Source organism: Micromonospora sp. PRAS1, from assembly GCF_059553435.1.
The window spans coordinates 14,523-39,631 of the sequence record NZ_JCANNB010000041.1 but is presented as its reverse complement, the minus strand read 5'-3'; the positions used below and the strand labels follow the sequence as shown (position 1 = coordinate 39,631).

At 70.6% G+C, this 25,109-nt stretch carries 26 protein-coding genes, 1 tRNA gene and 1 pseudogene; 12 read left to right on the top strand and 16 right to left on the bottom strand.

All coding sequences use genetic code 11. The annotated features are described in order from the left end of the window. The first annotated feature begins 39 nt into the window (after positions 1-39). Positions 40-1,425, top strand: coding sequence for a cellulase family glycosylhydrolase (locus AC507J_RS27655; protein WP_496292617.1), 1,386 nt, complete (start codon positions 40-42; stop codon positions 1,423-1,425). 55 nt (positions 1,426-1,480) lie between these two features. Here the strand turns inward: AC507J_RS27655 and AC507J_RS27650 are convergent, their stop codons facing one another. From AC507J_RS27650 to AC507J_RS27635, 4 genes are all read right to left on the bottom strand, one after another. Continuing rightward, on the bottom strand, positions 1,481-2,722 hold the full coding sequence (locus AC507J_RS27650) for an RNA polymerase sigma factor (RefSeq protein ID WP_496292615.1): 1,242 nt from the start codon (positions 2,720-2,722) through the stop codon (positions 1,481-1,483). Next, positions 2,719-3,135: a YciI family protein gene (locus AC507J_RS27645; RefSeq protein WP_496292613.1), complete on the bottom strand. Its 417-nt coding sequence runs from the start codon at positions 3,133-3,135 to the stop codon at positions 2,719-2,721. The genes AC507J_RS27650 and AC507J_RS27645 overlap by 4 nt, the downstream gene beginning before the upstream one ends. Before the next feature lie 153 nt (positions 3,136-3,288). Then, complete coding sequence (locus AC507J_RS27640) at positions 3,289-3,585, bottom strand: hypothetical protein (RefSeq protein ID WP_496292611.1); 297 nt, start codon at positions 3,583-3,585, stop codon at positions 3,289-3,291. Next, positions 3,582-4,043, bottom strand: a complete 462-nt coding sequence (locus AC507J_RS27635) for an AAA family ATPase (RefSeq protein WP_496292609.1) — start codon at positions 4,041-4,043, stop codon at positions 3,582-3,584. The genes AC507J_RS27640 and AC507J_RS27635 overlap by 4 nt, the downstream gene beginning before the upstream one ends. A 97-nt stretch (positions 4,044-4,140) precedes the next feature. Here AC507J_RS27635 and AC507J_RS27630 point away from each other — a divergent pair, with 97 nt between their 5' ends. The 4 genes from AC507J_RS27630 to AC507J_RS27615 all read left to right on the top strand — a co-directional run bounded on the left by AC507J_RS27630 (position 4,141) and on the right by AC507J_RS27615 (position 8,311). Next, positions 4,141-4,710 (top strand): DUF6119 family protein, encoded by a 570-nt coding sequence (locus tag AC507J_RS27630; protein ID WP_496292607.1) that lies wholly within the window; start codon positions 4,141-4,143, stop codon positions 4,708-4,710. A 160-nt stretch (positions 4,711-4,870) separates the two neighbouring features. Then, complete coding sequence (locus AC507J_RS27625) at positions 4,871-5,974, top strand: sporulation protein (protein WP_496292605.1); 1,104 nt, start codon at positions 4,871-4,873, stop codon at positions 5,972-5,974. A gap of 118 nt (positions 5,975-6,092) precedes the next feature. Beyond that, complete coding sequence (locus AC507J_RS27620; RefSeq protein WP_496292603.1) at positions 6,093-7,382, top strand: glutaminase; 1,290 nt, start codon at positions 6,093-6,095, stop codon at positions 7,380-7,382. Between the two features lie 86 nt (positions 7,383-7,468). Beyond that, complete coding sequence (locus tag AC507J_RS27615) at positions 7,469-8,311, top strand: alpha/beta fold hydrolase (RefSeq protein WP_496292601.1); 843 nt, start codon at positions 7,469-7,471, stop codon at positions 8,309-8,311. A 77-nt stretch (positions 8,312-8,388) separates the two neighbouring features. Here AC507J_RS27615 and AC507J_RS27610 read toward each other — a convergent pair whose 3' ends face one another. Further along, a complete protein-coding gene (locus AC507J_RS27610; RefSeq protein WP_496292599.1) occupies positions 8,389-8,769 on the bottom strand; it encodes a hypothetical protein in 381 nt (126 codons plus the stop codon). A 290-nt stretch (positions 8,770-9,059) separates the two neighbouring features. Between AC507J_RS27610 and AC507J_RS27605 the strand changes: the two genes are divergently transcribed. After that, entirely contained in the window at positions 9,060-9,446 is a 387-nt protein-coding gene (locus AC507J_RS27605) for a hypothetical protein (protein ID WP_496292597.1), read from the top strand. Positions 9,447-9,513: 67 nt separating this feature from the next. Here AC507J_RS27605 and AC507J_RS27600 read toward each other — a convergent pair whose 3' ends face one another. The 3 genes and pseudogenes from AC507J_RS27600 to AC507J_RS27590 form a co-directional block, all read right to left on the bottom strand. Next, positions 9,514-11,802 (bottom strand): HelD family protein, encoded by a 2,289-nt coding sequence (locus AC507J_RS27600; protein ID WP_496292595.1) that lies wholly within the window; start codon positions 11,800-11,802, stop codon positions 9,514-9,516. Between the two features lie 1,606 nt (positions 11,803-13,408). Continuing rightward, positions 13,409-14,164 (bottom strand): annotated as a pseudogene (locus tag AC507J_RS27595) (tetratricopeptide repeat protein); the annotation flags it as partial. Positions 14,165-14,232: 68 nt separating this feature from the next. Further along, positions 14,233-14,694, bottom strand: coding sequence for a MarR family winged helix-turn-helix transcriptional regulator (locus AC507J_RS27590; protein ID WP_496292649.1), 462 nt, complete (start codon positions 14,692-14,694; stop codon positions 14,233-14,235). A 49-nt stretch (positions 14,695-14,743) separates the two neighbouring features. Between AC507J_RS27590 and AC507J_RS27585 the strand changes: the two genes are divergently transcribed. Together AC507J_RS27585 and AC507J_RS27580 are read left to right on the top strand one after the other, a co-directional pair. After that, the gene (locus tag AC507J_RS27585; RefSeq protein WP_496292593.1) at positions 14,744-15,265 is read left to right on the top strand and encodes a VOC family protein; all 522 of its coding nucleotides are present in this window, start codon (positions 14,744-14,746) and stop codon (positions 15,263-15,265) included. Between the two features lie 107 nt (positions 15,266-15,372). Then, the gene (locus AC507J_RS27580) at positions 15,373-16,245 is read left to right on the top strand and encodes a hypothetical protein (protein ID WP_496292591.1); all 873 of its coding nucleotides are present in this window, start codon (positions 15,373-15,375) and stop codon (positions 16,243-16,245) included. A 16-nt stretch (positions 16,246-16,261) separates the two neighbouring features. Here the strand turns inward: AC507J_RS27580 and AC507J_RS27575 are convergent, their stop codons facing one another. Next, on the bottom strand, positions 16,262-16,765 hold the full coding sequence (locus AC507J_RS27575; protein ID WP_496292589.1) for a potassium channel family protein: 504 nt from the start codon (positions 16,763-16,765) through the stop codon (positions 16,262-16,264). A gap of 124 nt (positions 16,766-16,889) precedes the next feature. Next, on the bottom strand, positions 16,890-17,069 hold the full coding sequence (locus AC507J_RS27570) for a DUF4236 domain-containing protein (protein WP_222953587.1): 180 nt from the start codon (positions 17,067-17,069) through the stop codon (positions 16,890-16,892). 283 nt (positions 17,070-17,352) lie between these two features. On the opposite strand from AC507J_RS27570, the gene AC507J_RS27565 reads away from it, so the two are divergent. Continuing rightward, a complete protein-coding gene (locus tag AC507J_RS27565) occupies positions 17,353-17,967 on the top strand; it encodes a malonic semialdehyde reductase (protein WP_496292587.1) in 615 nt (204 codons plus the stop codon). A gap of 150 nt (positions 17,968-18,117) precedes the next feature. Here AC507J_RS27565 and AC507J_RS27560 read toward each other — a convergent pair whose 3' ends face one another. Together AC507J_RS27560 and AC507J_RS27555 are read right to left on the bottom strand one after the other, a co-directional pair. Next, complete coding sequence (locus AC507J_RS27560; RefSeq protein WP_496292585.1) at positions 18,118-18,573, bottom strand: RrF2 family transcriptional regulator; 456 nt, start codon at positions 18,571-18,573, stop codon at positions 18,118-18,120. Between the two features lie 103 nt (positions 18,574-18,676). Next, the gene (locus AC507J_RS27555; RefSeq protein WP_496292583.1) at positions 18,677-19,564 is read right to left on the bottom strand and encodes a helix-turn-helix domain-containing protein; all 888 of its coding nucleotides are present in this window, start codon (positions 19,562-19,564) and stop codon (positions 18,677-18,679) included. Positions 19,565-19,908: 344 nt separating this feature from the next. Between AC507J_RS27555 and AC507J_RS27550 the strand changes: the two genes are divergently transcribed. Further along, the gene (locus AC507J_RS27550) at positions 19,909-20,685 is read left to right on the top strand and encodes a glucose 1-dehydrogenase (RefSeq protein WP_496292581.1); all 777 of its coding nucleotides are present in this window, start codon (positions 19,909-19,911) and stop codon (positions 20,683-20,685) included. A gap of 226 nt (positions 20,686-20,911) precedes the next feature. On the opposite strand, the gene AC507J_RS27545 is transcribed toward AC507J_RS27550, so the two are convergent. Then, positions 20,912-21,343 carry an SsgA family sporulation/cell division regulator gene (locus tag AC507J_RS27545; RefSeq protein ID WP_007457244.1) on the bottom strand — a complete coding sequence of 144 codons (432 nt, stop codon included), beginning with the start codon at positions 21,341-21,343 and terminating at the stop codon, positions 20,912-20,914. 587 nt (positions 21,344-21,930) lie between these two features. Here AC507J_RS27545 and AC507J_RS27540 point away from each other — a divergent pair. Together AC507J_RS27540 and AC507J_RS27535 are read left to right on the top strand one after the other, a co-directional pair. Continuing rightward, positions 21,931-22,347, top strand: coding sequence for a TIGR02611 family protein (locus tag AC507J_RS27540; protein ID WP_496292575.1), 417 nt, complete (start codon positions 21,931-21,933; stop codon positions 22,345-22,347). A gap of 50 nt (positions 22,348-22,397) precedes the next feature. Further along, positions 22,398-22,472: transfer RNA gene (locus AC507J_RS27535), tRNA-Val, on the top strand. Positions 22,473-22,538: 66 nt separating this feature from the next. Here the strand turns inward: AC507J_RS27535 and AC507J_RS27530 are convergent. The 3 genes from AC507J_RS27530 to AC507J_RS27520 form a co-directional block, all read right to left on the bottom strand. Beyond that, positions 22,539-23,036 (bottom strand): hypothetical protein, encoded by a 498-nt coding sequence (locus AC507J_RS27530; protein WP_496292573.1) that lies wholly within the window; start codon positions 23,034-23,036, stop codon positions 22,539-22,541. Positions 23,037-23,245: 209 nt separating this feature from the next. Further along, the gene (locus tag AC507J_RS27525) at positions 23,246-23,656 is read right to left on the bottom strand and encodes a winged helix-turn-helix domain-containing protein (protein WP_496292571.1); all 411 of its coding nucleotides are present in this window, start codon (positions 23,654-23,656) and stop codon (positions 23,246-23,248) included. Positions 23,657-23,769: 113 nt separating this feature from the next. Further along, positions 23,770-24,984: a helix-turn-helix domain-containing protein gene (locus AC507J_RS27520; RefSeq protein WP_496292569.1), complete on the bottom strand. Its 1,215-nt coding sequence runs from the start codon at positions 24,982-24,984 to the stop codon at positions 23,770-23,772. Positions 24,985-25,109: the final 125 nt, after the last annotated feature.

Below are 25,109 nucleotides of genomic sequence, written 5' to 3'. Positions count from 1 at the left end.
CCCTGGGCACGGGGGAGAAACCTCCTGCGAGGAAGCGTGATGAAAAAACTATTCGCGGGCGCCAGCGCCGTCCTGCTGGCGACCGTCGCCGCCGTGTTTGCCTTTGGACCGTCGGCACAGGCCGCCACCGGCTTCACAGTCAGCAACGGCAAGCTCTACGAGGCGAACGGCAGAGAGTTCGTCATGCGCGGCGTCAACCACGCGCACACCTGGTACGCGAACCAGACCAGTTCCTTCGCCAACATCAAGGCGCTCGGCGCGAACACCGTCCGGGTCGTGCTCTCCAGCGGCGACCGGTGGACCCGCAACAGCGCCGCCGACGTGACAAACGTGATCCAGCTGTGCAAGGCGAACCGCCTGATCTGCGTCCTTGAGGTGCACGACACCACCGGCTACGGCGAGCAGAGCGGGGCCATCACCCTGGACCGCGCGGTCGACTACTGGCTCAGCATCGCCAGCGCGCTCAACGGCCAGGAATCGTACGTGATCGTCAACATCGGCAACGAGCCGTACGGCAACCAGAACTACTCGTCCTGGACCACCGACACGTCCAACGCGATCCGCCGGCTGCGCACCGGCGGCATCCAGCACACCATCATGGTGGACGCGCCGAACTGGGGTCAGGACTGGTCCTTCACCATGCGGGACAACGCGCCGACGGTGTTCAACGCCGACCCGGCCCGCAACACGGTCTTCTCGGTCCACATGTACGGCGTCTTCGACACCGCCGCCGAGATCAGCGACTACCTGGGCCGCTTCCGCAGCCGTGGCCTGCCGATCGTGGTCGGCGAGTTCGGCCACTACCACTCCGACGGCGACCCCGACGAGGACGCCATCCTGTCGTACACGCAGGCCAACGGCATCGGCTGGCTGGGCTGGTCGTGGAGCGGCAACAGCGGCGGCGTCGAGTACCTCGACATGGCCACCAACTTCAACCCGAACCAGCTGACCAGTTGGGGCCAGCGGCTCTTCAACGGCACCAACGGCATCCGGCAGACCGCCCGGCAGGCCACCATCTACGACTCGGTCCCGCCGACCACCACCCCGCCGACCACCACCCCGCCGCCGACCACGACCCCGCCGCCGCCGACCACTGCGCCGCCGACCACCACGCCGCCGCCGGGTGCCGGCTGCACGGCGACGTACTCGGTGACCAGCCAGTGGCAGGGCGGCTTCCAGGCCGACGTCCGGGTGAGCGCCGTCGGTACCGCCATCTCCGGCTGGACGGTGCGCTGGACGTACGCCAACGGGCAGAGCGTGACGCAGTCCTGGAACGCCACGGTCACCAGCAGCGGCTCGACGGTGACCGCCCGCAACGTCGACTACAACGGCCGGCTCGGCGCCGGTGCCAGCACCAGCTTCGGCTTCCTCGGCAGCTGGAACGGCACCAACCCGGTGCCCGCCGTGACCTGCACCGCAAGCTGAACCTGGCAGCACGGGTGGCCGGGTCCGCACGGACCCGGCCACCACCGGTCCCGGCTCAGGCCAGGCGGGCGGCGCGCATCAGCAGGTAACGCTGTTCGGGAAGGCTCGCGGTCAGGCCGGCGGCGAGGCGGTACTGCGCCACCGCAGCTGCGCGGTCACCGGCCAGCTCGTGCAGGTGGGCGCGGACCGCGGGCAGCCGGTGATGGTCAGCCAGCCGGGCATCGCCGTCCAGCGCCGCCAGGGCGGCCAGGCCGGCCGCCGGTCCGCGGGTCATCGCAAGCGCGACCGCGCGGTTCAGCGTCACCACCGGGCTGGCGGAGAGGCTCTCCAGCACCTCGTAGAGCGCGAGGATCTGCGGCCAGTCGGTCTCCTCGGCGGTCGGCGCCTCGTCGTGCAGCGCCGCGATGGCGGCCTGCACCTGGTACGGGCCGACCGGCCCGCGCGGCAGCGCCCGGGTGACCAGCGCGACGCCCTCGGCGATCGCGGTCGCGTCCCAGCGTCCCCGGTCCTGCTCGGCCAGCGGAATCAGCTCGCCCGAGGCGCCGGTGCGCGCCGCGCTGCGGGCCTCGGTGAGCAGCATCAGCGCCAACAGGCCGGCGGACTCGCTGTCCTCCGGCAGTCGGGTGTGCAACGCCCGGGCCAGCCGGATCGCCTCGCGCGCCAGGTCGACTCGGCGCAGCCGGTCTCCCGCGCTGGCCACGTACCCCTCGGTGAAGATCAGGTAGAGCGCGTGCCGGACGGCGGCGAGCCGTGCTGGTAGCTCGGCCGGCGCGGGCATCCGGAACGGCGTACCGGAAGCTCGGATGCTCTGCTTGGCGCGGCTGATCCGCTGCGCCATCGTCGGCTCCGGGACCAGGAACGCTCGCGCGATCTCGGCGGTGGTCAGCCCGCCGACCGCCCGCAGGGTGAGCGCGATCGCCGAGGTGGGCGAGAGCGCCGGGTGACAGCAGAGCAGGAGCAGCAGCAGGGTCTCGTCCCGCTCCGCGGTCAGCTGCTCGTCGATCGCCGGTACGCTGCGCCGGTCCGCCGGCTCCCGCCGGGCGACCAGATCCTCGCGGGCCCGGCGGGCCTGCTCGGCGCGGACGATCTCGATCATCCGCCGGTACGCGACCTGGATCAGCCAACCTCGCGGATTGTCCGGTACGCCCTCCTCCGGCCACCGGGTCGCGGCGGCCAGCAGCGCCTCCTGCACCGCGTCCTCGGCGGTGGCGAAGTCACCGAACCGGCGTGCGAGCACGCCGAGGACCTGCGGCGCGAGACCGCGCAGCAGGTCCTCGGTCAGCGGCGCTCCGGTCACACGTCCTGCGGCGGTGCGGACATCACCGGGTGAACCTCGATCGGCATGTTCAACGACGCGCCGGCCGGCCCCGGCGCGGTGGAGATCCAGGCCGCGATCGCCACCGCCCGCTCGGCGGACTCCACGTCGACGATCCAGTAACCGGCGAGGAACTCCTTCGTCTCGGCGAACGGCCCCTCGGTCACCACCGCAGCGCCGCCGGCACCGGCCCGTACGATTTTCGCCTGCGCCGGCCCGGCGAGCCCCTGACCGTCGACCCACTCGCCGTCGGCGACCAGCTTCGCGTTGACCTCGCCCATGAAGGCGATGTGCGCGCTGATCTCCTCCGGCGTCCAGTCCTGGATCGGCGGGAAGCCAGTGCCGGCGGCGCTGAACTGCATAAGCAGCATGTACTTCACGATGGTCTCCCTCACGGCTGCGCACCCATCATCGGTGCTCTCACCCGTAGGTAGAAGCCGGCAACGCCGCCCTCGACATCCGCGCCGAGAAAATCTTGCAGTCGCACACCCCGTGGCGGCCGACCCGGGGGAGCCACCTGCGCTGCTTGCTCGGTGCCACCGCTCGAATCAGGCGAGGAGCTTCTGTACCTCGCGCCAGAGCTTGTCGAACGATGGCGAGTTGGCCCGGGCAGCGTATAGATCGAACCTCGCGGCGAGGGGTGCCTGGTCTACCTTCGGCTTGTCCACGGCCGTCTCAAGCCCGCCGCCGATCAACTGTGTTTGTGGAACCCGAAACGGCGTAGCGACCTGGAGGTTCCACACCGACAACTCCGCCGCGATCCTTCTCAGCAGGATCGGCAGGGCATTCACCTCACCGTGGCCCTCAACCGCCGGTGCGATGGTGACCGCCTCGTACCCGCTCATTCTGTCACCGGCCCGACGTCATCCGGCATGGCCGGCTCCGGTGCCAATTGGTTGGCTCGCATCAAGCCGCCGACAGTGAACAGACCGTCGCGCACGATTTGGCGACTCGCGGCGTCGAGCGGACCGATGACGGTTGAACCATTCTCGTTGGCGACGGCCAGAATGGTATCCAGATCAACGTCGTCACGATCGAGGAGATCGTCACTCTGGGTCGTGGCGAGCACCTGCACATGCTCGCAGGCCTCCGTGAGCGCGTCATAGAGAGCGCCAGCGGCTGCTGGGTGCAGGGCCGTCTCTGGCTCCTCGATGCCGACCAGATTGACCTGTCCGTACCTGGTTGGGGCCTGGAAGAGAGCCGCCAACACACCAGCGGCCCGGATAGTGCCGTCTGACATCGCGTTTGGCCCAAACGCGGTAGCCGCGCCGTCGTTGCTGTGCTGCCGCATCTCGATGGTCACGTACCGACCGACAGCATGTCGGTCGATTCCCGCGACACCGGGCGCGACGGCAGCCAGGTAGTCGTCTACACGGCTCTTGACTTCTGGATACGAATCGTTGAGGTCGCCGAGTACGTCCCCAAGGTGTTCACCTCTCGGGCCGAGGACGGCGCGTTCGGCCTGGAGCGCCCTGGAGGCCGAACTGCGCGTACCCGACAGCCCTCGGCTCGGCATCTGCCTGCCGGTAGAACTGCTCGGCCAGGACGTCGAGAACCTGATCGTCGAATTTCCCGGCGAGGCTCGAAGAGTCGAGGAGATGACCATCGAGCGGGTGCTGGCACGCGGCATCGAGATCTGCGACTGGGTCAGCCCGGACAACCAACTCGTATGCGTCAAGCGGGCCGACCGCTCGGCACCCCTCAGCCACCTGTTCAGCCAGGCTGTGGTGGCGGCGGAAGCCATCCTCGACGGAGATCAGGCTTGGCAGCAGCTACTCGAAAGCCTGCCCGCCGACCGGCGGGCCGCCCTGGCCCGACGTCCCGGCTTCGTCTTCGCGATCCAACTCACCAAAGGCGAGTTGACGCCGGACTCGTTGTTCACCTTCTCCCAGGCGATGCTCTACCGGGCCGCCCGGCATCTGAACCGGCTCGGCATGGACGTCGCGGTGGTCGGGATACCTGCCTGCTGAACGTGGCGGTCAGGTCGCGGCTTGGCCGGACCGTGGTCAGGTGCTTCCGCTTCTGACGGCTGGCGGGTTTTCAGCGACCTCACAGGCCCGCTCGATAGCGTGCCGCCGTCAGCGTCCGCTCCTAAAGAGAGTACGGGCACCAGACCCCGCGGGAGTACCAGTGGTCTTCAAGAAGATGTTGAGCGCGCTCGGCGTGGGCGGTCCCAGTGTGGACACCGTCCTGGCCAACCCGAACACCCGGCCCGGAGAGATCCTCAACGGCCAGGTGAACCTGATCGGCGGGGAAGCCCAGGCGGACATCGAGCAGATCGTCATCGGGTTGGTCACCCGGGTCGAGGTCGGCGAGCAGGCCGGCGTGATGGAGTTCCACCGGCAGGTGGTGAGCGGCCCCCTCCAGCTCGCCCCGAAGCAGGCGCTGTCGATTCCGTTCCAGCTGCCGGTGCCCTGGGAGGCCCCGGTCACCGCGGTCTACGGGCAGCGCCTGCACGGCATGACGATGGGGCTGCGTACCGAGCTGGCGATCGCCCGCGCGGTCGACAAGGGCGACCTGGACGAGATCAACGTGCACCCGCTGCCGGTGCAGGAGCGGATCCTGGCGGCGTTCGGCCAGCTCGGCTTCCGGTTCAAGAAGGCGGACCTCGAGCGGGGCATGATCCACGGCGTGCAGCAGACGCTGCCGTTCTACCAGGAGATCGAGTTCTTCGCGGCGCCACAGTACGCGCAGGTGATCAACGAGGTCGAGCTGACCTTCGTGACCAACCCGCACGGCATCGACGTGGTGCTGGAGTGCGACAAGCGAGGCGGTTTCCTCGTACCCGGTCAGGACGTCTTCGGTCGCTACCAGGTCGGGCACGCCGAGGCCGACAAGCACGACTGGACGCAGGTGGTCGACGGCTGGCTGCGCGAGACGATCGACCGCTTCAGCACCCTGCGGGCCCAGGCGTTCGGTGCCCCGGGCTACGGCGCCCCCCACGGGTACGGCGCTCAGCAGGGCTACGGCGCTCCCGGCTACGGCGCACCGGGCTACGGTGCTCCGCAGGGCTACGGCCCGCCCGGCAAGTACGGCCAACCGCAGCGCCGGGGTGGCGTCGGCATGGGTGGCGTAGTGGCCGGTGCGGCGCTCGGTGCCGCGGGTGGCATGCTCGCCGGTCACATGATCGGCAACGCCCTCGACGGCGGCGAGGAGGAGATCGCCGAGGCGGCCGGTGACTTCGGCGGCGGTGACTTCGGCGGTGGCGACTTCGGGGGCTTCGAGGAGTTCTAGGCCCGACGTCATTCGGGCCGTTCTGCGGCGGGTCATCTCGGTGAGGTGACCCGCCGCGTGTCGTTGGTTGACGCATCAACCAATGACGGATATGGTCCACATGACCTGAGGAGGGCGGATGCGGTCGATCGTTCCCGACTATCTGACTGACGTACTCGGAGCGGTCGCAGCGGACACCTCCGGCGAGCTGGCGGGGTACATCCCCGAGCTCGCGGCAGCTGATCCCGAGCGTCTCGCAGCGGTCTTCGCCACGGTCGACGGCAAGGTCCACGGGGCCGGCGACGTCGATGTCGCGTTCACGATCCAGTCGATCTCGAAGCCCTTCGTGTACGCGCTGGCGCTCGCCGACCGCGGCTTCGATCGGGTACTCGCCAAGGTCGGGGTCGAGCCGTCCGGGGAGGCGTTCAACGAGATCTCCCTCGAGAACGGTACGGGGCGTCCCCGCAATCCGATGATCAACGCCGGCGCGATCACGACTCACTCGCTCGCCGGTCCGGAGAATCTGACGCCCGTCGAGCGGGTCGACCGCGTCGTCCGGGGGCTCTCGGCGTTCGCGGGCCGCCAACTGACGGTCGACGAGACGGTGTGCGCATCCGAGATGGAGAGCGCGCACCGCAACCTCGCCATCGCGCACATGCTGCGCAGCCACGACATCCTCACCGAGGACCCGAGGGCCGTTGTCGATGGCTACATCCGCCAGTGCTCGGTGCTCGTGACCACTCGGGATCTGGCGATGATGGCGGCGACGCTTGCCAACCGCGGGGTCAATCCGCTCACGAACGAGCAGGTGGTGGACGGGGCGGTGGTGCGCCAGGTGCTGAGCGTGATGGCCACCTGCGGGATGTACGACGCCGCCGGCGACTGGGCCACGCAGGTCGGCATTCCGGCGAAGAGCGGGGTGGCCGGGGGACTGATCGGTGCGCTCCCCGGTCAGCTCGGCATCGCCACCTTCTCGCCTCGACTGGACCGGCACGGGAACAGTGTGCGCGGGGTGTCGCTGTTCGAGCGGTTCTCCTCCGACATGGGGCTGCATGTGATGGAGGTGCCGCCCGCGGCGCGCGCGGTCGTACGGTCCAATCGAACACGAGGCGGCGCAACGGAGGCGACCCGGGTCATCCGGCTCCAGGGCGGAATCCGTTTCGCGGGGGCCGAGCGGATCGTCCGCGACATCGTGGAGGATCCGCCTGCGGAGCCCCGAGTGGTCCTCGACGTCTCCCTGGTGCACTCCATCGACGATGTGGCCCGGCGCATGCTGCTGGAGGTCGCGCGTCGGCTCACCTTGGACGGTCACGAGGTCTACCTCGTCGATCCGGAGATGATGATTCCGGACCCGGATCCCGGCGATGGCGGTCGGCTCACCGTCATCGACGATCTCGGAGAGTGCGATCTCGATCTCAGCACGTCATGAAGTCGTTGACCGTGTGCCAACCACACGTGTCGACCTACCCAGTCGACGGCGTCTTGTCCGCCGACGAAGATCGAAGGGCCAGGACAATGGGCTACATCACCGTCGGGAACGAGAACAGCACCCCGATCGAGCTGTACTACGAGGATCAGGGCGCCGGTCAGCCGGTCGTGCTGATCCACGGGTACCCGCTGAACGGTCACAGCTGGGAGAAGCAGACGCGCGAGCTGCTGGACCAGGGCTACCGCGTGATCACGTACGACCGCCGAGGCTTCGGCCAGTCCTCGAAGGTCCACGGCGGCTATGACTACGACACGTTCGCCGCGGATCTGAACACGGTGCTGGAGACTCTCGACCTGCGTGACGTCGTGCTCGTGGGCTTCTCCATGGGCACCGGCGAGCTGGCCCGCTACGTGGCCCGTCACGGGCATGAGCGGGTCGCGAAGCTCGCGTTCCTCGCGTCGCTCGAACCCTTCCTCGTGCAGCGCGACGACAACCCCGAGGGCGTGCCGCAGGAGGTCTTCGACGAGATCGCCACCGCGGCAAAGAGCGACAGGTACGCCTGGTTCAGGGATTTCTACGAGGAGTTCTACAACCTGGACGAGAACCTCGGCACGCGCATCAGCCAGGAAGTGGTCACGGGCAGCTGGAACGTCGCGATCGGCAGCGCTCCGGTCGCCGCGTACGCCGTGGTTCCTGCCTGGATCGAGGACTTCCGCGGTGACGTCGAGGCGGTCCGCGCCGCCGGCAAGCCGACCCTGATCCTGCACGGCACGAAGGACAACATCCTGCCGATCGACGCCACGGGCCGCCGGTTCCACCAGGCGCTTCCCGAGGCCGACTACGTCGAGATCGAGGGCGCACCGCACGGCCTGCTCTGGACCCACGCCGACGAGGTCAACGCCGCTCTGAAGGACTTCCTGGCCAAGTAGCGCACCGGTCGGCGCAGCGAAACGGCACGGTGGCCCTCCGGGACGAACCCGGAAGGCCACCGTGTTACGCGCGGAGGTCAGCGTCCGCGCTGCCGGCGCTCCTGGCCGGAACGCCGCTGGCTGCCAGCCTTGGCCAGACCACGGCTACCCAGGTAACCGAGGGTCAGCAGGGTGATGTACAGCCACGCCTGACCCGGGTTGTTGATGTTCAGACCATTCGCGGTCGTACCCCGCCAGAAGGCGGCGATCACCACGACGGTGACGGCGGCCGCGTAGATCCAGAACTCCGTGGTCAGGAACGCCTGCTTGGTCTCCGTACCCGGTGCCGGCATCGGCTCCCGATGCCCGTCGTGCATCATCGGCATCGGCTGGGTCGGCGTCTCCTGCATTGCCTGCCGATGCTGTACGTCCGGACCCGGACGGTTCATCGGCCTGGTGGATGCAGCCTGCGTGCTCATCTGTCCTCCTCAGGATGTGATGAGTCCTGCGACCCTCGCCCCGCTACCGCGTGTCGGCCACGGCACGGTTCGCGTGCTTGGCGGGGGCACCCCGGGTCTACCCGGCGCCTCCAGAGCAGTAACCCTCGATCGCCCGACGGATCTCCTGACCCGGGCTGCGCGCAGCGGGCCGGCCGCCCTCGCGCGTCGATGGCGCTGTTTGTCCGGTTCCGTCGTTGCCCGGGGACGGGTTAGTCCCGGCGGTTACCGGGCACGCACCCAGGACCGACCCTTCTGTGAGGTGATGGATCGTGCGTGAGGACGACCTGCGACAGGAAGCCGCCCGCCGGGCCGAGGAGCGGATCGCCGGCGGCAGCTACGGCGAGGGCGCGGTGGACGAGGTGACCGTGCCACCGACCGATGTGGAGAGTGCCATCCAGCGCGACGACCGGGACGACCCGGCGCACCTGCCGGTGGATCCCACCGTGCTGCGTGACGGTGGCCCCACCCGGGGGCAGGGTGCGATCACCACGACCGGTGGTACGGCCGGACCGGCCAGTGCCCGGCGGGTGGCCCGCCAGCCGGAGCGGCACCGGGGCAAGGTGGCCCCGACCACGACGGGTGACGCCACCACCGGCGGCTTCAGCACCCGGTCGGGCGGCTCCACCAGCGACCAGTCCACCCCGAACCCAGGTTGATCATGAAGTTATTGCCCGACACGCCGAGGGCGGACGACAACAACTTCATGATCAACCCTGATGGGGGTCAGGGGGTGGGGGTGAGGGTGGTTAGGCGTTGGGTGGCTCGGGTCAGGGCCACGTAGAGGTCGCTGGAGCCCCGGGGGGACTCGGCGACGATACTCGCCGGGTCGACCAGCACCACCGAGTCGAATTCGAGGCCCTTCGCCTCGGCGACGGTGAGCACCACGACCCGGCTCTCCAGGTCGGGCTGCTCGCCCACGGCCGCCTCGGGCAACGCCGAGGTCAGGGCCGCGCCGAGGTCGTCGACCCGGCCACCCGGCACGATCACGCCGAGCCGCCCGTCGGCCAGCTCGGCCGCCTCCGCGGCGGCGACCTCGATCAGCTCCGCGGCCAGTCGCTCCGCCGGCACGGACCGCTCGACGGGCGGGAACCCGCTGGAGCGTACGGCGCGCGGTGGTCGCAGCGTCGGGTCGATCTCGGCCAGTACGTCCGCAGCGACCGCCATGATCTCGGCCGGAGTGCGGTAGCTGACGGTCAACTCGGTCAACCGCCACCGGTCCGCCACGTACGGCTTCAGCGCGTCCGCCCACGACGGCGTACCGGCCAGCGCACCGGTCTGCGCCACGTCACCGACGATCGTCATCGAGCGGCTCGGGCAGCGGCGCATCAGCAGTCGCCACGCCATCGGCGACAACTCCTGCGCCTCGTCGACGATGACGTGGCCGAACGCCCAGCCCCGGTCGGCCGCCGCCCGTTGCGCGGTGGTCAGCCGATCGGCCTCCTCCTGCCGCTCCAGCAGCCGGTCGGCGTCGAGCAGGTCGGTCACGCCGAGAATCTCACCGCCGTCGGCCTCGTCCTCCACGTCGATCGACTGGGAACCCCGGGCGATCTCCAGGACGCCCTCGGCGTACTCGCGTTGCAGGGCGCGGATCCGCTCCCGGCGGGCGGCGGCGGACCGGTCGTCCTCACCGAGCAGCTCCGCCGCCTCGTCCAGCAGCGGTACGTCCGCCGAGGTCCAGCCGCCCGGCTCGCGATGCAGCGCGGCCCGCTCCTCGGCGGTGAGCATCGGCGCGGCGGTGGCGAGCCGCTCGATCGAGGCGTACAGGTCGGCGAGCAACCGCTGCGGGGTGAGCACCGGCCAGAGCTGGTCAAGCGCGGCGCGGACCTCCGGCTCCTCGCGCAACTCGCGGCGGATCTCCGCGAGGTCGGCCTCCTCCAGCAGGTTCTCCCCGCCCAGCGGATCGGCGCCGATCCGCTCGGCGACCTGGGCGGCCAGCGCGTGGACGATCTCGATGTCGAAGACCGCCCGGGCCAGGTTGTGTGGCCGACCGCTGCGCCGGGCGCGGTCCCGGGCGGCGTGCACGGTGGCCGGATCGAGGAGCAGGATCTCCCGCTGCGGTAGCTCGATCTCCAGCGGCTCGTCGGGCACCCGCTGCCGGTCGCGTACCGCCTCGGCGAGGACGTCGACCATCACCGCGCGCCCCTTCACGGCGGCCGTGATGGCCGGCTCCGCGCGCCGGGCCTGCACGCCGGGAAAAAGATCCGCCTGGGTACGCAGCAGCACGCCGGTCTCGGCCAGCGCGGGCAGCACCTGCGAGATGTAGCGCAGGAAGGTGGCGTTCGGGCCGACCAGCAGCACACCCCGGCTGGAAAGCTCCCGGCGGTGGGTGTAGAGCAGGTACGCCGCCCGGTGCAGCGCCACCGCCGTCTTACCGGTGCCCGGCCCGCCCTGCACCACAAGCACCCCGGGCAGGTCGGCCCGGATGATCCGGTCCTGTTCGGCCTGAATGGTCTCGACGATGTCGCGCATCCGGCCGGTCCGGCCGGCGTTCAGCGCGGCCAGCAGGGACGCCTCACCGGTGAGTTCCTCGTGCGCGGTGGGGGAGACGGCGGCCAGGTCGAGCACCTCGTCGTTGACGCCGGTCACCTTGCGCTGCCGGGTACGCAGGTGCCGACGCCTGCGGATGCCCTGCGGATTGGCGGCGGTGGCCAGGTAGAAGGCGCGGGCGGCCGGGGCCCGCCAGTCCATCAGCAGCGGATCGTAGTCACCGTCGGTGTCGAAGATGCCGATCCGGCCGATGTAACGGCGCTCGCCGTCGTCGGTGTCCAGCCGGCCGAAACAGAGGCCGTTCTCCACCGACGAGAACTGCTCGACCTGCTCGGCGTACATGTGTACCGAGCTGTCGCGTTGGGAGCGTTCCTGGCGGGTGCCGCCGGTGGCCCGCAGTTGTTCGGTGAGCCGTCCAGAGGCCTGCTCCCGCAGGTCGTCCAGGCGGCGGTAGAGCATCGAGACGTACTCCTGCTCGCGGCCGATCTCGTCGTCGGACGGCGAACCGCCGGAGTGCCTTGACAATCCGTCTCCCAGTTGGCTAGAATGCGATACAAGAACGGCTATTTTCGGCCGTTCTTTTTTGTTGCCTGAACTGACAAAGATACCGCGCCGTTATCGGCGGATACCAGGCGCGACCGATCCGGCAGCATTCCCGGCCCCGCCGGGCCGGCACTCAGCGGCGCTTCGTGCAGACCTCGTCCGAGCGGGCGACGGTCTCGGTGGACCAGGCGACCGCCACCGTGAAGCAGTAGTCGAGTCTACGGTCGAGGCTGTAGACGATGAAGCTCTCGGTACCGGCGGGCAGGTCGGCGAAGGGCGTCGGCGACTGGCCGGTCCGGCCACCCGAGACGATCACCGGTCCCTCGCTACCGGGCGGGTACTTCCAACTCAGCGTCACGCTGTCGCGGTTGTCCTCCAGGGCAAGTCCGGTGGGTGGGGTACCGGGGGAGGCGGGTGCCGGGGCAGGGGTGGTGGCCGTGGCGGACCCGCCCGGCGCGTCGCTCGCGGTCGGGGTGGGGTTGCCGGGCCGGTCGACCCGCGACACCCCGGCGATGACCGCGGCGGTGCCGAGCAGCACCACGACCACGCCGGCCGCGACGATGAACACCAGCCGGTTCGGCCGCCGGGGCGGCACCGTCGCCCGGCGTACCGGCACCGGGAGCAGCCGCGACGGCGACCCCGACCGCTCCGGCTCGGCCACCCGACGCAGCCGGTACACGCCGGGTGCCTGCGGGGCCGGCCCGGTCAGGTCGGCCACGCTCGGCGGCACGGCCGTCGACTGTTCCGGGTACGACGGCGAGGCCGCCGTCGCGGGATACGGATCGAGGTCGGGTTCGTCGGGATAGGGATCGGCACCCGCCTGGCCACTGGGGTGCGGATCTGCTTCGGGTCGGTCGGTGGGGTACAGCTCGGAGTCGGGTTGGACCGTGGGATACGAGTACGGGAAGGGCTCGGGTCCGGCGGCGGCCGGTCCGGTCCACCAGTCCTCCGGCGGCCCGGCTGGACCGTCCACCGGTTGCCGGGGCGTCGGCACGGGCGAGGCCGCGGGTGAGTAGCCCGTCGACGGGTGTCCCTGGCTGGGGTGGTACCCCTCGACCGGATGCTGTTCCGTGGCCCCGAGCTGTTCCGCGGTCGGGTGCTGTTCCAGGGTCGGGTGCTGTTCCAGGGTCGGGTGCTGTTCCACGGTGGGGTGCTGTTCCACGGTCGGGTAGGGGGAGGCGATCGGGCCGGAGTCCGCCGGGCCCGGCTCGGGCTCTGCGACCCGGCCCGGGGCAGACTCCGCCGGCCACCCCGGGTCGGTGTCCGGCCACGGGAGCTGCATCCCGGCGAACTCGTTCCCGTCCTGATCCGACCAGCCCGGATCGCTCCCGCCCGTCCCGGCGGCGAGGCTCCCGCCCGCCCCGGTCGAGCCGGTCCCGGTCAGGCCGGTCCCGCTCGTTTCGGCGGCGCCGATTCCGCTCGTCCCGGTCGAGCCGGTCCCGGTCAGGCCGGTCCCGCTCGTTTCGGCGGCGCCGATTCCGCTCGTCCCGGTCAGGTCGCCGGTCGTGCTCGTGGGTGGCGCGTCCGGGCCGGATTCGGTGCTTTCCGAGCGGGGCGGATCGGGCCACTGCGACGCGGAGAGGCCCTCGGGCGGTGAGGTGCGGGCGGCGGGCACGGTCGGACCCTGCGCGCCGACCGGCGGCGTCTCGGCGCAGACATGATCCGGATTCGCCGCCGCCCGGGCCAGCGTCGCCACCTGCGTGGCCAGCGGGTCGTCCGGAGCCAGGTACTGACGGCACAGCTCTCGTGCCAGGGACAGAGTGTCGTGCGCCTCGCCGAACAGCCCGCAGTCGCGCTGCATCGAACCGAGCCGGGCGAGCATCTTGATCCCGCTGGGATGCCCGTCGCCGTAGACCTCGCGGTGCAGTTCCCAGGCGTCCTGGAGCCGGTCGCGGGCCACCTGGCACTGGCCGCGGGCGTACTCCACGGTGGCCAGGTCGGCGTGCGCGGCGAGTACCCGCAACGACTCCGGCCCGTCCGAGGCGGTCAGCTCGATGATCACTTCCTGGTAGAGCCGCGCCGCCCGGGACCAGCTGCCCACCCGGTGCAGCACCGCCGCCAGGGTGGCGGCAGCGGCCACCGTACGCGGGTCGGAGCGACCGTGCAGCTGGCTGGCGGCGGCGTACGCGAAGGCGGCCCAGCCCCGCGCCGAGTGCGGCTCGCCGAGGGCGATCAGCACCCGCGCATGCAGGCTGGCCGCCTCGGCGAGCTCTGGTGTCGCGTTGGCGGGGCGCGGATCGGCGCCGGTCAGCGCGTCGGCGAGCAGCCGTTGGGCGCCGGCGAGATCGCCGGCGGAGACCAGGTCGTGCGCCTGATCAGTCAGTTCACCGAAGCCGGAGGGCACGCCCCATCGTGCTCATTCGACGACGATATGTACAAGACCCGCGCCGGAGTGGTTCGGTCAGGATCTGGTCAGGGCCGGTTCAGGTGATCGGCCAGCGCCTCGCTGATCTGGCGTAACTGCTCCACCTGGGCCGGGCTGAGTGGATCGAACAGGTGCCGGCGTACCCCCTCGACATGGCCGGGTGCGGCGGCGGCCAGGGTGGCGAAACCCTCCTCGGTGAGCAGGGCGAGCTGCCCGCGTCGGTCGGTCGGGCAGTCCTCCCGGCGGACCCAGCCGGCCGCCTCCAGCCGGGCCACCGCGTGCGAGAGCCGGCTGCGGGAGGAGCCGGTCGCGTCGGCCAGATCGCTCATCCGCAGTCGGCGTTCGGGCGCCTCGGAGAGGCGTACCAGGATCTCGTAGTAGGCGTGCGGCATGCCGGCGTCGCGTTGCAGTTCTCGGTCGAGGGTGTCCATCAGCGCCCGGGAGGCGGCCAGGAAGGCCCGCCAGGTGCGCTGTTCGTCCGGATCCAGCCAGCGGGTCATGACCACCATCATAGCTAGATGGTTGAACGCTCAACTAAAAGGAGCTACCGTTGCCGGCATGGGAATTCATCGACTCAACCACGCCGTCCTCTACGTCAGTGACCTCGACCGCAGCGTCGCGTTCTACCGCGACGTGCTGGGCTTCCGCCGGGTGCCGATGACCCCGGAAGGCTTCCGCGGCGCCGCCTTCCTCCAGGCGCCCGACTCCACAAACGACCACGACCTGGGTCTGTTCGAGGTCGGTGCCGGCGCGGGCAGGTCGACCGCCGGCCGGGCCACCGTCGGCCTCTATCACCTGGCCTGGGAGGTGGACACGCTCGACGAACTGGCCGCCACCGCCCAGCGGCTGGCCGAGGTGGGTGCGCTGGTCGGCACCTCCGACCACGGCACCACCAAGAGCCTCTACGGCCAGGACCCGGACGGGCTGGAATTCGAGGTGGTCTGGCTGGTGCCGGCCGACCGACTCGACGATGCGGCGCTCGCCGCCCGTCGCCGGATCGGTCGCCTCGACCTGTCCGCCGAGATCGCCCGCTACGGTGCCCAAACCCGCGGCGGCACCGGCATCTCCATCCCCGCCTAACAGCCCACGCCACCCACCCGTCTGCCGAGTTGACCAAGAGGTCTGTGTCAGTCTGAGTGCTGTTCGCTGACCAGAGGCTCTTGATCAACAGGCGATGTGGGGGACCGGTGGTGGGTCTGGGTGGGGTGTTCGGGACGCGGTTGCGGGGGTGGCTGGCGGGAGTGCTGCGCGGTGGTGGGCGGCAGCGTGGCGGGGGACGGGGAACCGTCGCGCTGGTCTGCGGTGCTGGCGACGAGGGCGTGGCCGCCGAGGCGCTGCGGGTAATCGGCGAGTACGCCGACCGGGTGCGGGGCTGCCGGCTCACCGTGCTGGTGCTGACCCACGACGCCGACGACCTGCCCACCCGGCTCGGTGCGCTGGAGGCCGGACTGCCACCCGAGGTCGCCGCGCACCTGATGCCCGGCCCGCCGAGCCGGCTGCCGGTGGCGCTGCGGGCGGCCGGCGCAGCCGGGGCACCGCTGCTCAGCTATCTGTCAGTGGAGCAGGCCGTCGATCCGGTGGCGCTCTCCGCCGCCGCGACCGGGCGGCCCGCCGAGGCGCTGCTGCTCGCCGGTGCGGGCGTACCGCTTCGGCCGGCGCTGGCCGAAGCCGGCTTCCCGTTGTCGACCGAGGTGGAGTTGGCCGACACCGGCCGGCGGGTCGGCTTCGGCAGCGGCTCCGACCGCAGCCTAGAGGCGCTGAAGGAGGAGCTGTGGGCGGCCGGCCACCGGCTGCTCGACCCGTACGGCGTGCCGTTGTCGCCCGCGCCGGAGGTGGACCCGGAACCGTTGGCCCGCGCCCTGCTGGCCGAGTTGGTCGGCAACGGTCCCCGCACGGTCACCGAGTTGCGCCGGTACGCGGTCACCGCCACCGCGTACCGGGCCGTGGACGCGGTGCGGGCGCTTACCGCGTTGCTCGACACGGGGCGGGTCAGCCGCACGCCCGAGCAGGGCCGGCTCGGCGGCGACGTGCTGGTCACGGCCTTCCGATCAACTGCGTGACCACCAGCGACACGCCTCACGGCCGGCCGGTCAACTGCTTGACCACGAGCGACACGCCGGTGGCGATCACCCCGATGCTGAAGACCATCTGCACGGTGACCAGTACCCGGGCGAGTTGCCCCTGGGCGTGCACGTCGCCGTACCCGACGGTGGTCAGCGTGGTCACCGCGAAGTAGAGCGCGTCGATACGGGTGCGCAGGTCGACGAACTGGGTGGGCGCGGCCCGCGCGACTACGTAGTCGGCCAGCGCGAAGGTGAGCAGCCCGGCGACCAGGATCACGGCCAGGTGCGTCAGCGAACGGGCTTCCCCACCTGGGCCGGCGATGAGCTGCCGGCGTACCTGACCGGTCACCAGCCAGGCGACGGCCGCCGCCATCAACAGGGTGAGGGCGATGCGTACGCCCATCCGCGCGGTGTTGGGATCGACCTCGACCGGTACGACGAAGTAGGTAAGCAGGAGCAGTACGCAGGAGAGCCAGGCCCGACGAAGCCCTCGCCGACGGTCCGTTTTCGGGTTCATGTCGAAATTGTCCGGTCGGGCGGTCGGCCCAGCCGGTCGATCCTGCCCATTCGAACCGGGCGGACGGGTCAGGACGCCGAGCGGGGCGCCGGAGAACTCCGGCGCCCCGCTCGACCTCGGGACCTCACGCCCGAGACTTGTCCTGCTTCCAGGACAGCGGGCCGGGCAGATCGACGCGGTGCGCCTTGGCCCGCGAGTTCCAGGACCACCGGCCGATCCTGATGCTCCAGGACGAGAAGCCGTTCTCGGTGAAGTTCAGAACGAGTGGCCCGTACTTCTTGCGCTTGCGGAACATCAGACCCATTGTGGGCCTCCCCTCATCGCAGTCCCTGCGGGCTCGAAGATGCCCCAGGCGTCGATCCGTCAAACCCGGCCCAGTTCCGCAGTGGACGGCGTCGGTCGGTCGCGCCGGATCGGCAACCGGCGGACCACCCGAACCGGTAATCCTATTTATCAGGTAGGTTTTATGATACGACGACCGCCCTGCGGAGAGGACCATTCATGTGCCAGCCGACCTCGCGGCACCACCGCGCCGCCCGGCCCGACTCACGCTGCTCCGGAGGCGGCGATCCGACGGTGAACTCGGCATGACCGGCGTCCCGCTGCGCGACGACCTGTTCGTGCTCGACCGGGCCGTCCAGGACCTGCTCTTCCGGGCCGCCCGCACGGCGAACACCTTCACCGACGAGCCGGTCGGCGACGAACAGATCACCGCGATCCACGACCTGGTCAGGTACGGCCCGACCGCCTACAACGGACAACCGCTGCGGCTGTTGCTGGTCCGCTCGCCGCAGGCCCGCGAGCGGTTGCTGCCGTACCTGTCGAGCAGCAACCGGGCGAAGACCGCCGCCGCACCCCTGGTGGCCGTGGCCGCCGCCGACCTGGACTATCACGAACGGCTGCCGGAGCTGTACCCGCACCGCCCGCAGGCCCGCGACTGGCTGGCCGACGAGGCGCAGCGCGCCGCGCAGGCCCGGTTCAACGCCGCCCTCCAGATCGGCTACCTGCTGATCGGGGTACGCGCTGCCGGGCTGGCCGCCGGACCGATGGCCGGCTTCGACGCCGCCGGCGTGACCCGGGAGTTCTTTCCCGACGGCCGGCACGAGGCGCTGTTGGTGATCAACATCGGGCGGCCGGGGCCGCAGGCCTGGGGCGAACGGCTGCCGCGACTGCCCGCCGACGAGGTGATCCGCACGATCTGACCGACCGCGCCGCGCAGGTGATCTGGCTCAAACCCGGCGGCTCGGCGAGGAGGTGCACGGCGGCGACGGGCGCCAGGAACCCGACGGCGTTAGGAAGGGGCCCTTCCTATACACGAGGCGTTAACAGGGGGCCCTTCCTTGCAGCTGGCATCAGCGGGGTTCCCAGGCGTCGGGCAGGGTGGTCAGCCGCCGGACGTGGGCCGGCAGCCGACCGGCGACCACGTCGGCCAGGCTCACCTCGTCGACCACCCGACGCAGCGAGGCACGCACCGCGACCCAGAAGCCGGGCAGGTGCTGCGCCACCCCCTCGTACCTGGTCTCCTCCGGGCGCAGGCCCCGCACGCCGGCCAGCGGCCCCTCCACCGCGCGCAACACCGCGCCGATGGTCACCTCCCGGGGCGGTTGGGCCAGCGTGTAGCCGCCCTCGGCGCCCCGCTGGGCCCGGACGATGCCGGCCCGTCGCAGGTCGGCCAGTACCGCTTCGAGAAACTTACGCGGCATGTCCTGCTCGGTGGAGATGGTCTGGGTGGACAGCAGTGCCGGGTACGCGGCGGCGAGGCTCAGCGCCGCCCGCACCGCGTAGTCGCCACGCGCGGAGATCTGCACCCTGCCATCATGCCCAACCCGTGCCGGTCAGGGCGTCGCCGGGCCGACTGGTCACGCGTCCCGGCGGTCGCAACTGCCCGCCGAGCCGCCCTGCCGACGGTGGTCAGCCCCCGACGGCCTCGGCGGGCGGCCGGGGCCGGACGACCGGACCCGGCCGGGGATGCTCGCGAGTGGCCCGGAAGGCACCGGGACTGACGCCGACCTCGCGGGTGAAGAAGCGGCCGAAGTTGGTCGGCTCGGTGAACCCGAGCCGCCGGCCGATCCGGGCGATCGGCTCGTCGGTGGCGGCCAGCAGCCGGCTGGCCTGGAGCGCGACCCGCTCGTCCAGCACCTGCTTGGCGCTGCGCCCGGTCACCGCCAGGCAGGCCCGGGTGAGCGTACGCACCGAACAACCGAGCCGGTCGGCGTAGTCCTCGACCCGGCGGGTGTGCTGGTAGCTGAGTTCCACCTCGCGACAGAACCGGTGGAAGGTTTCCTCCTCCGGGCGCGACGCGCGGCGTCTGCCCGACGGCAGCATGCTCAGCCGCAGCAGCAGCACGGTCAGCTGGTGGCGGATCAGGCTGCGGCCGGTCGGGGTGTCCCGGTGCCGGCGAGCGTCCACGGTCAGCTGGCTGACCTCGTTGATGACGGCGTCCTCGTCCTCCCCGGCGAGCTGAGCCCAGGGCGGCACCTCGTCGACGCCGATGTCCAGGCCGCAGAGCGCCTCCGGGTGCCAGCGGACCACCGTGGCGTCCAGGTGGGGTGGTGTGCAGCGCAACACCTGCCCGGTACGCAGCCGCAGCAGCGTGCCGGGCCGGCAGGGCAGCGGGCGGAAATCCACCTCGGCGTAACCGTGACCGCCCGTGGCCAGCACGATCAACTCTCGATCCAGTAGTACCTGGCGTCGCCACCCAGCGTCCGGGGCGAGGCTGCGCAGCGTGATCGTGTCGATCCCGACGGAACCGGAGACAGCGTCGGGCAGGGCCATGGCGAGGTGACCGGAAGGGACCATCACCTGCGACGTTAGCCCGCGACCGGCCCGCACGCATCTCCTCCGACCCGCGCGTCCGCTCGTACCGCGGCTCGTTCCGACCTGCGGATCCACTCGTACCGCGGCTTGTTCCGACCCGCGCGTCCGCGCCGCCACGCGGCTTCTCCCGACCCGCGCGTCCGCTCGCTTGGCGGCTTGTTCCGACCTGGGTGTCCGCGCCGCCACGCGGCGGTGGGGTTGTCGTGGTCGGGGCGGGCCGATAGGTTACCGATCGGTAGTGATCTGGTCGCCGCGGCGCCCGAGCGGTCCGTGCCGGCGACCCCGGCTTCCGGTCGGGCGCCGACCGGCTCACGAGGGGTTTGGGCATGCACGATCTGTTCTCGGTCGACGGCAAGACCGTGCTGGTCACCGGTGGCTCACGCGGCATCGGGCTGATGATCGCCCGGGGCTTCGTCGCCGCCGGCGCACACGTGATCATCTCGTCCCGCAAGGCGGAGACCTGTGCGGCGGTGGTGGAGGAACTCTCCGCCCACGGCCGGTGCGAAGCCATCCCCGCCGACCTGGGCCACGACGAGGGGGCGCGGGGCCTGGCCGCAGCCGTACGGGACCGGATCGACCGGCTCGACGTGCTGGTCAACAACGCCGGCGTCACCTGGGGCGCGCCGCTGGAGGCGTACCCGGAGAGCGCTTTCGACAAGCTCTGGGCGATCAACGTCAAGGCGGCCTTCCGGCTGACCACCGAGCTGCTGCCCGCCCTGCGCGCCGCCGCCGGCCCGGACGACCCGGCCCGCGTGATCAACATCGGGTCCGTCGACGGCCTGCGGGTCCCGGCCATGGAGGTCTACGCCTACTCCGCCACGAAGGCGGCCCTGCACATGATGACCCGTAACCTGGCCCACCAGTTGGCCGGTGAGCAGATCACCGTGAACGCGATCGCGCCCGGTCCGTTCGAGAGCAAGATGATGGCCTTTGCGCTGGACGATCCGGGCTCCCGGGCGGCCATCGAGTCCCAGATTCCGTTGGGCCGGATCGGCCGACCGGAGGACATGGCGGGTACCGCGATCTACCTGGCCTCCCGAGCCGGCGCCTACCTCACCGGTGCCGTGATCCCCGTAGACGGCGGCCTAACCACCCACGGCTAACACCCTCCCCCTTGGCCCCACCCCTCCCCACCCCGCCCGCCCTTCCCCCGCTCGCCCTTCCCCCGCGATCTTGCACTTTGTGTCTCCGCAATTGGGGCGCAAGCCGCGTATCGCAGACCGAAAGTGCAAGATCGGCGCCTGGAGTGTCGAGCGCAGGGCGCTGGGTGGCGGTGGCGGGCTGGGCCGCGCGGAGCGGGGAGCTTCGCGCGGCCTCGTTCCGTCGCGGTCAGCGGCCGGCGAGCAGCCGGTTCACCGCCGTGTCGACGTCCAGGTGCTCGGCCTCCCGGCCGCGCGGGACGACGACGTAGGTTCGGCGCAGGAAGCGCACCAGCACGCTGCGCGGCACCTCGAACAGGGCGTTGCCGTCGGGCGACGACAGCGCCAGGGCGACGAAGTCCCCGCGCGGGGTAGCCCAGGGCCAGACCCGCACGTCACCAATGCCGGCCGGTTCGTCGAGCCCGGTGACCAGCAACTCGCGGGCGAAGGACCAACTCACCGCCTCGCCGCCAGCCGATTCGGCATGGAACAGGACATGGACCGCATACGGATCAGCAGGGTCGTATCGCAGACTGGCGCGCACCGGCAAGGCGGTTGCGTCAGGTGCGACGAGCCTTAGTGACGTCTCGACCTCTACGGTCGTCGGTCGGATGACACTCATGTACGTTCTCCCCCCGGCACCGCTGCGGAACGCGCCGTCCCGCTTTTCCCATACTCAGCCGCTAGTCCTGGCTACGCTCCGCCATACGCTGACTTCACCCAGTGGTGGGAAGGGGGTCGGAAAGGCCGCGTGAATGTGAAGATTCATGTAGGATTTCCGGTTCTGCCCAGTGCGTAGATCCCGCCCGGCATCGGGTGGCTCAGTCGTCGACTTACTCCGGTAACGTCCAGTCGGCCGTTGCAGTGACGGGCTCGCGTCACACTGGGGATGAAATGCTCGGTAAGCGATCCTCAGTGGACCTCCTGGCGATGCCAATTTCGTCGAACGTGGCGGTCCGCACAGCCGAACAGCGGGGGTACGGGGTGCCAGAGGAGCAGGGGGACCGGCGTGGTCGGTCCGTGGCCGAACGCGGCCCGTCCGGTGCCGGTCGGTCCGGTCGAACCGGACGTGGTCACGCCAGGGGGAATGGTCCCGCCGGACGGGGTAAATCCTCGGTGAGGCGAACGGGTCCGATCGAGGCGAACGACGGTGGGGCAGTCAAGGTGAATGGCAGTGCGGAGCGCGAGCGCGAGGGGGGTGGTGTCGCCGTGTCCGAGCGCCGAGACCCGGCCCGCTGGCGGCAGCGGATATCCACCACCCTCGCACTGATCCGGGCCAACCCCACCGGCCGGGTCGCCCTCAAGATCATAATAGGGGTGCTGGGCGCCATCGTGGTCTGCGTCGGCATCGTGCTCATCCCGCTACCCGGCCCCGGCTGGCTGATCGTGATCGCCGGCCTCGGCATCTGGGCGGTGGAGTTCCACTGGGCCAAGCGGCTGCTCGGCTTCACCCGCCGCCACGTCTACGGCTGGGCCAACTGGGTGAAGAGACAATCACTCGCGGTGAGGTTCCTGCTCGGCTCGGTCGGCATCGTCTTCGTCGGCGCGGTGGCCCTGTTCTCGATCAAGTACAGCCTCGGCATCGACGTGATCGCCAGCGTCCTGCGCTACCTCGCGACGCACTGACCCCGGGTTCGCGGTCCGGACGCTCGATCGGGTAGAGTCGTCCGCGCTGAGGGCGATTAGCTCAGCGGGAGAGCGCTTCGTTCACACCGAAGAGGTCACTGGTTCGATCCCAGTATCGCCCACCACATCGCAGCAGCTCAGAGGCCGGACGGGGTGTCCCGTCCGGCCTCATCGCTGCCCGTCGGCAAAGATCATGAGTCAGCTGTGAGTCGTGAGCCTCGACGAGCGGTCGGCAACGTCGGCACCCCGAGGTCAGCCAGCTTCGCCCGCAGACCGATTTCGAAGCCCTCCTCAATGCCGGCCTCGCGGGCGAGTCGGACGCCCGGGTCGGTGACACCGTCCACCTTGGCCACCCCGGCGGCGACATACGTGCTGCCGGCCGAGCGACACGGCGGCAAGCACCCGCTCCTACGCTCGACGGCACCGGGCGGCGCTGCCGCCAACTCGCAACGAAGCGCGGCGAGCAACTCGGCGCGTAGCCCCTGCATCTGCGCGCTGAGGTGCTCGCGCACTCGCCGCTCGGCGCGGTGCACGAAGTAGGTCACGGCCCAGCTGACTCCGCTGACGGTCGCCACCGCCGCGAGGAGCGCGTAGACGCCGGCCGAGATGTTGATGGCGTGCGAGCGGTGCTCGAACGCGCCGATGGTGGCGATCATGCTGACGGTGGCGGCCGCGGTGGTGAAGCACACGAGCTCCGTGCTGCCAGACGGCCTGGCCTGGTCTTTTCCCCACGAGCTTTCCATCGACGCAGTTTCACCTACGGAGCGGTAGGTGACGCAACGGCAACGGGTCGTTAATTGCACATGGTGAACTTTGCGCGATCAGCAGTTAACACGGCGTTCACCGTCCAGTGTCGAAGTCCGACGATCCAGTGTCGAACTTCGACGAACGGCCGACCTCACGCCCGCCGATAGACGACCCGATACCGGTGCGCCGGATACAGATCCTGCAAACCGTCCGCATGGATCACCACCAGCAACGGCACCCCCTCAGGCACCTGGTACGTGTCGCGCTCCGCCGGCGTCGGCTGCCGCGCCGCCATCTGATCCGTCGCGTCCACCTCGACCAGCTCCGGTTCTACGTGCTCGCGCACCACCACTCCGTAGCCCCGGACCGCGATGGCCAGACCCTCCTGCCGTAACTGCATCAGCGCAGCCCGAGCCGTCTTGCTCGCCACGCCATAAGTTTGCGCCAGCGTCGCCTCGGACGGCAGCCGCGCACCCGGGCCGAGCTGCCCGGACGTGATCTGGGCACGCAGGATCTCGGCCAGCTCTGCGTAGCCGACCGCGTCCTGTCCGGGGTAGATCACGCACGCAGGCTAGGTGTCACATCACACGTGACAGGTGAGCTAGCTTGGTAGCCCAATCCTGCACCCAGCCCCCGGTGCTACGGAGCTGACCGCTTCGTCCTCGGGTAGCGAGGTCACACGCCCAGCGCCACCCACGGCCCCGGAGTGCTCGACGCGTACCCGCGCAGCTCGTCCAACTCGGACGACGCGTACCCGCCGGGTACCACCCGCAGCAGATCCGACACCGCCAGGCTGACCGTGTGCACCGGCGTCGGCAGCGCCCGCACCGCCTCCAAGGCGTGCGTCACGCCGTCGGTCACATCACCGCGCCGCACCAGGGACGTCGCGTAGTAGACCTGTGCCTCCCTCCACCAGGATGGCGTCGCCCTGAGCGCCGGCTCGGCCTGCTGCCACGCCCGGTCCGCAGCGTCCGCCGGTCCGATGCGGCACTCCAGGTAGTTGCCGAACGCTGCGGTTCGCACCGCCGCGGCGTCGCCGCCGGCGGGCAGGCGGTCGACGACGTCCCACATCCGGCCCAGGGATCGCCGGCCGGCGGTCAGGTCGCCGGTGAGCGCGTGGATGTGCAGCAGCGCCGAGTGTGCCTCCAGCGTGCCCGGGGTGGGCTTCGACGTCAGCGCCAGCGCATGCTCGGCCTCGCCGGTCACCTCCCGGACGGTGTACCCCTCGAACAGGGCCCGCGAGGCGGTCCGGGCCCGCACGTACGCCTCCACCGCCACGTCGCCAGAGCGCTGAGCCAGCAGGGCCGACGTGCGGTACCAGCCGTGCGCGGTGGGCAGATCAGCTTGGTTTCCGCGCCACAGTCCATAGAGCTGCCCGAGCTGGGCGGCGGCCCGCAGACGATCCGGCGTCGCGCCGACCGCCACCAGCCGATGACGGACCCGCGCCAGCTGCACCAGCAACGCCGACCCCACCTCCGGGGTCGGATTCGACGCCAGCTGCCGGGAGTAGTCGGCCACCACCGCATCCCAGTCTTCCGGCTCGTCGACCGCCTCCAGCAAGCCGGTGCGGATCAGGTCGGCCACCGCAGCGGCGCCGGCGAGGCCGGCGACGCCCGTGGCCGCGGTGACGGTGGTGAGTAGAGCACGTCGTCGCATGGGAGGGTCCTCTCCATCGAGATCGAGCACGGTGGCCAGCAGCGGGGTAGTGCCGAGCGCCTCATCTGCGGCGGTGGCCAGCTCCGGAGTGGCGCGGCGGCGGCCCGTCTCGATATGGCATAGCAGAGCCTTGCTGTAGTGGGTGCGCTCGGCGAGCGCCGCGAGGCTGATCCCCGCGGCTGTCCTCAGTGATTGCAGCACCTGTCCGAACTCGTCGGCCATCTCGACGCCCATCTGTATACGGATGTATCCGCGCCATGTCTCCCCACCGACCGTAAGCAGGCCGATGCTCTGGGGCAAGGGTCGCGGCGGTCAGGTCCCCCGTCCTGGTGCGACCCCGGCGGCGGCGATGCGCCTTT